This window comes from Halobacteriovorax sp. (genome assembly GCF_041587335.1).
Classification (GTDB): Bacteria; Bdellovibrionota; Bacteriovoracia; order Bacteriovoracales; family Bacteriovoracaceae; genus Halobacteriovorax.
On the sequence record NZ_JBFGYP010000156.1, the window covers coordinates 1 to 6138 of the forward strand.

7 protein-coding genes are annotated in these 6138 nt (G+C 34.4%); 1 reads left to right on the forward strand and 6 read right to left on the reverse strand.

All coding sequences use genetic code 11. From position 1 onward, the window contains the following. Positions 1 to 133 precede the first annotated feature (133 nt). From ABX784_RS14950 to queA, 4 genes are read right to left on the reverse strand one after another with little or no spacing between them, the layout of a single operon-like run. The gene (locus ABX784_RS14950) at positions 134 to 400 is read right to left on the reverse strand and encodes a twin-arginine translocase TatA/TatE family subunit (RefSeq protein ID WP_372655864.1); all 267 of its coding nucleotides are present in this window, start codon (positions 398 to 400) and stop codon (positions 134 to 136) included. A gap of 9 nt (positions 401 to 409) precedes the next feature. Beyond that, positions 410 to 769, reverse strand: coding sequence for a preprotein translocase subunit YajC (yajC, locus tag ABX784_RS14955; protein WP_372655865.1), 360 nt, complete (start codon positions 767 to 769; stop codon positions 410 to 412). Between the two features lie 24 nt (positions 770 to 793). Continuing rightward, positions 794 to 1912, reverse strand: coding sequence for a tRNA guanosine(34) transglycosylase Tgt (gene tgt / locus ABX784_RS14960; RefSeq protein WP_372655866.1), 1119 nt, complete (start codon positions 1910 to 1912; stop codon positions 794 to 796). Then, positions 1909 to 2955, reverse strand: coding sequence for a tRNA preQ1(34) S-adenosylmethionine ribosyltransferase-isomerase QueA (gene queA, locus ABX784_RS14965; protein ID WP_372655867.1), 1047 nt, complete (start codon positions 2953 to 2955; stop codon positions 1909 to 1911). Before queA ends, tgt begins: the two co-directional genes overlap by 4 nt. Before the next feature lie 76 nt (positions 2956 to 3031). Here queA and ABX784_RS14970 point away from each other — a divergent pair, with 76 nt between their 5' ends. Next, positions 3032 to 3310 (forward strand): hypothetical protein, encoded by a 279-nt coding sequence (locus tag ABX784_RS14970; RefSeq protein WP_372655868.1) that lies wholly within the window; start codon positions 3032 to 3034, stop codon positions 3308 to 3310. Here the strand turns inward: ABX784_RS14970 and ABX784_RS14975 are convergent. Both ABX784_RS14975 and ABX784_RS14980 read right to left on the reverse strand, forming a co-directional pair. Then, on the reverse strand, positions 3295 to 5280 hold the full coding sequence (locus ABX784_RS14975; RefSeq protein ID WP_372655869.1) for a hypothetical protein: 1986 nt from the start codon (positions 5278 to 5280) through the stop codon (positions 3295 to 3297). The two genes, ABX784_RS14970 and ABX784_RS14975, sit on opposite strands and share 16 nt — an antisense overlap. Beyond that, a partial coding sequence (locus ABX784_RS14980; RefSeq protein ID WP_372655870.1) for a glycosyltransferase family 2 protein occupies positions 5281 to 6138 on the reverse strand: 858 nt, incomplete at its 5' end.

The following is a 6138-nucleotide window of genomic DNA, read 5'->3' on the forward strand; positions in this document are numbered from 1 at the left end:
ACTCCTCATAGGATTTTGTAGGCGAGAACGCCAAAATTAAGCATACGATTTTAAACACTTAAAAGTATAGAGGATAACTTTGTAAAAAAGCAATGATTGAAGTGGCAAACCACCAAAATAATTAGATTGGTGGCTAGGCGTCAGAGTTATCTGAAGATTTTTTCGTGTCTTTAGACTCAGCGACGACATCAACAGGTGCGTCATCGCTGCTCTTATTTTCTGGTTTTATAGTGTCTTCGGTAGAAGCACTTACTTGATCAAAGAGATCATCTTTTGCTTTTTGAAATTCTCTAATACCTTTACCTAGGCCCTTTGCGAGCTCTGGTAACTTCTTTGGACCAATAAAAAGTAGTGCAAAAAGAAAGATAACGAGTAATTCAGCTCCACCGATTCCAAACATAAAAACCTCTTATTTCTTAGTTTCTTTCTTATCTTCTTTCTTTTCAAAAATTGAAGATGCTTTTCCACCGATATGGCTTCTAAGTACTTTTACTTTAGTACCTTCTGCTACTTCAAGTGTGATAACTTTATCAGTAATTCCAGTTATAGTCCCGAAAAGTCCAGATTTTGTATATATCTCTTCACCTTTACCAAGTTGGCTAAGCATTGCTTGCTCTTCTTTAGCTTTCTTAGCTTGAGGTCTGATCATTAGAAAATAGAAGATACCAAAAACAGCAATCATTGGTAAGAAAGAGCTTAGTGCATTTGGAGAACCAGCAGCAGCTGCCGCGTCCTGAGCGAATACTGGAGTAAAAAATAAATCTAACATTTGTGTTTCCTTAATTTATTTGGGTTAAACCCATTGATTTGAAGTGTAGTTGTTATAAAAGTTCTTATAATATTCGTCAAACGTTCCTGCAATAATATGCTTTCTGGCCTGCTTCGTCATATTTATAAAGAAGTATAAGTTATGGTAACTAATCAACTGACCAGCAAGATACTCACCTGTATTATATAAATGCCTTATATAAGATCTAGAGTAAGTCGAACAAACCTTACATGAGCATTCTGGATCTGGTGCTCCCTTATCTTCTTTAAATCTCTCTTTCTTTATATTTAAAGGCCCATGATGAGTTAAAAATTGACCATTACGAGCATTTCTCGTTGGAAGTACACAGTCGAACATGTCCAACCCATTTTTTATCCCCGTTAGAATATCAAGAGGCTTTCCAACCCCCATTAGATATCTAGGCTTATCTTTTGGCATTGTGTGAACGAAATCTGAACAGAATTGAACCATCTCTTCATTTTTCTCACCAACGCTTAGACCACCAATAGCGTAACCTTCAAAGTCCATTTCAGTGAGTCTTTCCATACACTCTGTACGAAGATCTAGATGTAGACCACCTTGAATAATTCCAAAAAGATTTTGGTGATCTTTCAATTGAAAATCTCTACAACGCTTTGCCCATCTTAGTGTAAGCTCCATACTTTCTCTAAGTCTATCTTTTGTAGCGGGAAGAGCTGGACATTCGTCAAAATTCATCACGATATCACTACCAAGTGCTTTTTGAATCTCCATAGATTTCTCAGGGGAAATCATATGATACGAGCCGTCTATATGTGATTGAAAGCGTACGCCTTCTTCTGAGAGTTTATTCATAGATGAAAGTGAGAATACTTGATATCCCCCACTATCTGTTAGAATAGGTTTTTGCCAATTCATAAAGCCATGTAAACCACCACCAACTCTTTCAATGAGTTCATGACCTGGACGTAAGTACAAGTGGTACGTATTCCCTAAAATAATCTGGGCACCAATTTCTTCAAGTTCATGTTGCCACATACACTTAACCGATGCTCTAGTTCCCACAGGCATGAACATTGGTGTTTCTATGTCACCGTGAGCAGTTTTCACAACTCCTGCTCTCGCCTTTCCGTCATATGCTACATTTTCGTAAATTGTATTCATTCATCCCTCAAAATTAACATTGAATCACCATAAGAAAAAAAGCGGTACTGATTATCTATGGCCTCTTGGTAAAGTTCAAGCGTCTTCTCTCTTCCAATTAGTGAACTTACAAGCATGAGTAAAGTAGACTTTGGAAGGTGAAAATTTGTAACAAGACCGTTAATTGATTTTACTTCAACACCTGGATGAAGAAAGATGTCTGTATCTTTCATTTCATTGGGTGTGATTTGAAATTCATCACCATTGTGACAACTCTCAAGCACTCTTAGAGATGTTGTTCCAACAGCAAATATTTTCTTATGGTTTAATATTTTTTCTTTATTCTCTGAATCTACATAGTAGCTTTCAGAGTGCATTTTATGATCTTTAAGGTTGTCCGTTTTGACAGGAGCAAATGTCCCAAGACCTACATGTAATGTGACTTCTGCCCTTGAGATTTTTCTCTTTTCTAAAGACTGAAAAACTTCTTCAGTAAAGTGTAACCCAGCAGTAGGAGCAGCAACACTCCCCACGTCTTTAGCAAATACTGTTTGATAGTCTGACTTGTCGAGCTCATCGCTTTCACCATTTCTTATATATGGTGGGATAGGTATTTTTGCATTCTGTTCTAAATAACTCAGTAAATCTTCTCTATTAAATTGTACAAAGAAGTTTCCATCATCGATATCTTTGATTTCAGCAATTAATCCATCTTCAAAGAAGAACTGATCTCCAATATTTTTCTTAGAGCTAGTTTTTATTAGTGCCTTGATTAGGCCTTTCTCATTTGGTCGAGTAGACAAAAGGAAGATTTCACATTTACCGCCCGTTTTCTTCTTCCCTATTAAACGACAAGGGAACACCTTGCTTTGGTTCACAACAAGTAGAGATTCTTCAGGCAAATAGCTAGGAAGATTATAAAAGTGATCATGAATGACTTCATTTGAAGCAACTTTATATACAAGGAGCTTAGAGTTATGCCTTCCCTCTATTGGTCGGTCAGCAATAAGCTTACCCGGAAGCTCGAAGTCATAATTACTTAATTTTAGATCTCGATCAGACATTGTTGCTAGATTCCCTCATTTTTGTCATAATAAGTATAAGTATTTAAACAGATTTTGAGTTTTATCTGAGGAATCAATGCTAGGCAAGAGATCAATCCTAATTTTCTTATTAAGTGTAAATATTTTTGCGCAAAATTCACTCACAGACGAGTTAAATGAGCTTAAATCTTATTCAGAAACAGTAGACTTGGGAATTTGGACCGCTCTATCAAACAAGCCACAACAAAAAATGATTATTGAAGATAGTATTTCGGCCAGCAGCAGTGCATTAAAAAAAGAAGAAATAGAGTCCAAAATAACAGAACCAGCTCCTGAGCAACAAGAATTGGGAACAATACGCTACAGATCTCGATAAGCTGCAGGATCTACAACTAAATTCTCTTTTCCATTAACCCTATCAATAAGAAACTCTTCTCTCCCATTTTCACCATGAAACAGAATATTGAAATTACTTATAGATCGTTCTGACATATTTTCAATTGATATCTTTGTCTTTCCGTTTACCATTACTGCTGAGAGCTTTAAATTCTCTTTCATTTTCTTCCACTCTACAATTTCTGAAAAACTACTAGTCCTACCTTTTAGATCTTTAATCAATTTTTCAATAGAGTTTCGGTACAAGTAGTTTTCAAATTCAGCAGAGGATAAATCAAAAACTGCAAGACCACCAAGTAACTCCATATCATCTAGTCGAGCTTTAAAGACTTTATCTAAATCATTAATATCAGTGATAGATTTATCATTTAATATTTCCTGAGAGTTTCTAAACATTTTAGGAATTAATAAATAGTTAAGACCTTCTAAGAACACAGGAGAATAGGATACCTCCCTAATTGTTCCATACAAGTATGACAGTCGGTTTTGGTTAGCAGAATCTAAAGTAACTTCATTAAGAAAGTTATCAAAACTAGTTAAACCTATCACTCCCGAGTAACTTAACTCTTCAAGTCTCAAGCGAATATTTTCAAGAAGATTAAACGAAGCCCTACTATCTAGCTTATCAAAGTTGTGATCAGGAGAAGTTAGGATAGAAACTTCATATTTATCATTTTGTTTCTTTCTAATATCCTTACCTACATAATTATAATTATTAGTAAATAAAGTCCATGACGACCCTAATCCTTTAAATAAAGAAGTTACCTCTTCAAGATTATTAGCTTGTTGGCTCTGTCTGTATATAAAACTAAAAGCTACTTTTGTGCCTTTATAGTTTTCAATTTTAAATACTGGAAGTTCAGCATAAGAAGCAAAAATATTTAAAAAGACTAAATCAGAATAAATATTTTCAATAGGATCAAGAGAAGTCCAAGTAACATTCTTACTACTTTTAATTCGGCTATGTACCTTTTCATTATCTTTCGTAATTTTTCCATTAAAATCTGCAGAAATGAGGTTAGCCTTATCTGATAAGTAATAGGAAAAATTAATATCAATCGGCTTCCAATTGATAAAACTTCCACCATCAATTTCCCATAAATAATCTTTTTCGGAACTGACAAGAGTTGGAAGAGATAAAGTATCTTTTTGAATGTCTACTCCTAAATATTTTTGAAGAAGAGTTTGCTCAACTTCATCACCTAATCCATCCACAACTCCAAAGCCACCAGTAATTATCGAAGGTGCTTGTAGGTTCTCAACCTTGGCAACTTGGGCCCTACTTAATGAATGAACGTGAGGAAAGATAACTAAGCAACCTTTTGATGGATTAATATATCTTAGAACTTTATAACTGAGCCCATTTCTTTTAAAAAAACTCTTCCACTGATCAACTGAAGTCTTATGTTGACTAGAAGAATACCTGCGTGCTCTATTTGTTGAAATCAAACAAAACTTTTTATCCTTAAGTCCAGCTCTAAGATAAGTGAGTTGATCTTGAGAATTAGATGAAAATCTTTTCTTAATAGCTATAGTTCCACTATCCGGAGTATATTCATAAGATTTTAAAAAACCTTTCTTTACAAGTTCTCTAAAGTTATTAGCTGCAAGAACTCTTTCAGAAATCTCTTTTCTATATGAGAAATAATCCTCAAATAAAAACAAACCAGAAACAACAACAAGAAGAAAGACAAATAAAGAAGCAAACTTAACTTTTACAGAAACTTTACTAACAGTACCCTTGGCTATAGAACTTTTCTTTCTAAGATATTCTGCATTAACTAAAGGAGAGAAACGTCTATAAAAGGCACCTTCTAAAGGATCGACTAAATCTCTCTTCTTTCCAGACCCAAGTCTAAGTTTAAATACGATATAACTTACAAGGGTTACGAGAATAGTCGTAAGAGAAATAGCAAGTAATAGAATATTAAAAAAGTTTTTCAAGTCCATTTAATTTAATCCTTTTCTAACTAATACGCCCCATTTCATAGGGACTTTTAATAATTCATCAAAAATCGAAAAGAACCGAATGACTTCCAGTAAGAGCCCATAGGTTAATCGATTTAGAAAACTTAATATGAGTAAGAAACCTATTTTCCTCTCAGTAATGATTGAATAAAAACAAAGTGCAACATCTAATAATGTTAACCCAATAAAATATGGACCCATCAAATCAGTAATATTATACAAGAGAGCGAACTCAAGAGTTAAAACTATAAAAGAAAAATTTATGAGAGGAATCATTATAGTTTCAAAGAACATATAAAGAATAACAAGCAGGCCTCGGAAACTGTAGTTTCCTCTAAGAATACCAATCCCTTTAAAAATTGCTTGAACCATACCTCGTGACCATCTATACCTTTGAGTAATCAAAGAATTTATATCATCTGGAGCTTCAGTCACAGCAGAGATCTTATCACAGTACTTAATATTATATCCTTCCATAAGAAGTCTCATAGAGAGATCACTATCTTCAGCAAAAGTGTCAGAGCTATAGCCCCCAAGGTTATAAACTTTCTCTCTATTGAACACACCAATTGGTCCTGGAACTATGGTTACCATTTTTAGGAAAGATTGTGCTTTTTTATGAAAGTTTAAACCAATAATATATTCAAGATTTTGAAATGCAGTAAGGATGTTCTTTGAGTTTCCAACCTTAACAGCACCAGCAACAGCCGCAAGGTTTGGGTCATCTTCAAAATATGGAATTGCTTCTAAAAGGATATTTTTACTAAGTACACTATCAGCATCCATACAAACAAAGTAATCGCCTAAAGCCTCAGATATTCCATAATTTAAGGCCTCAGA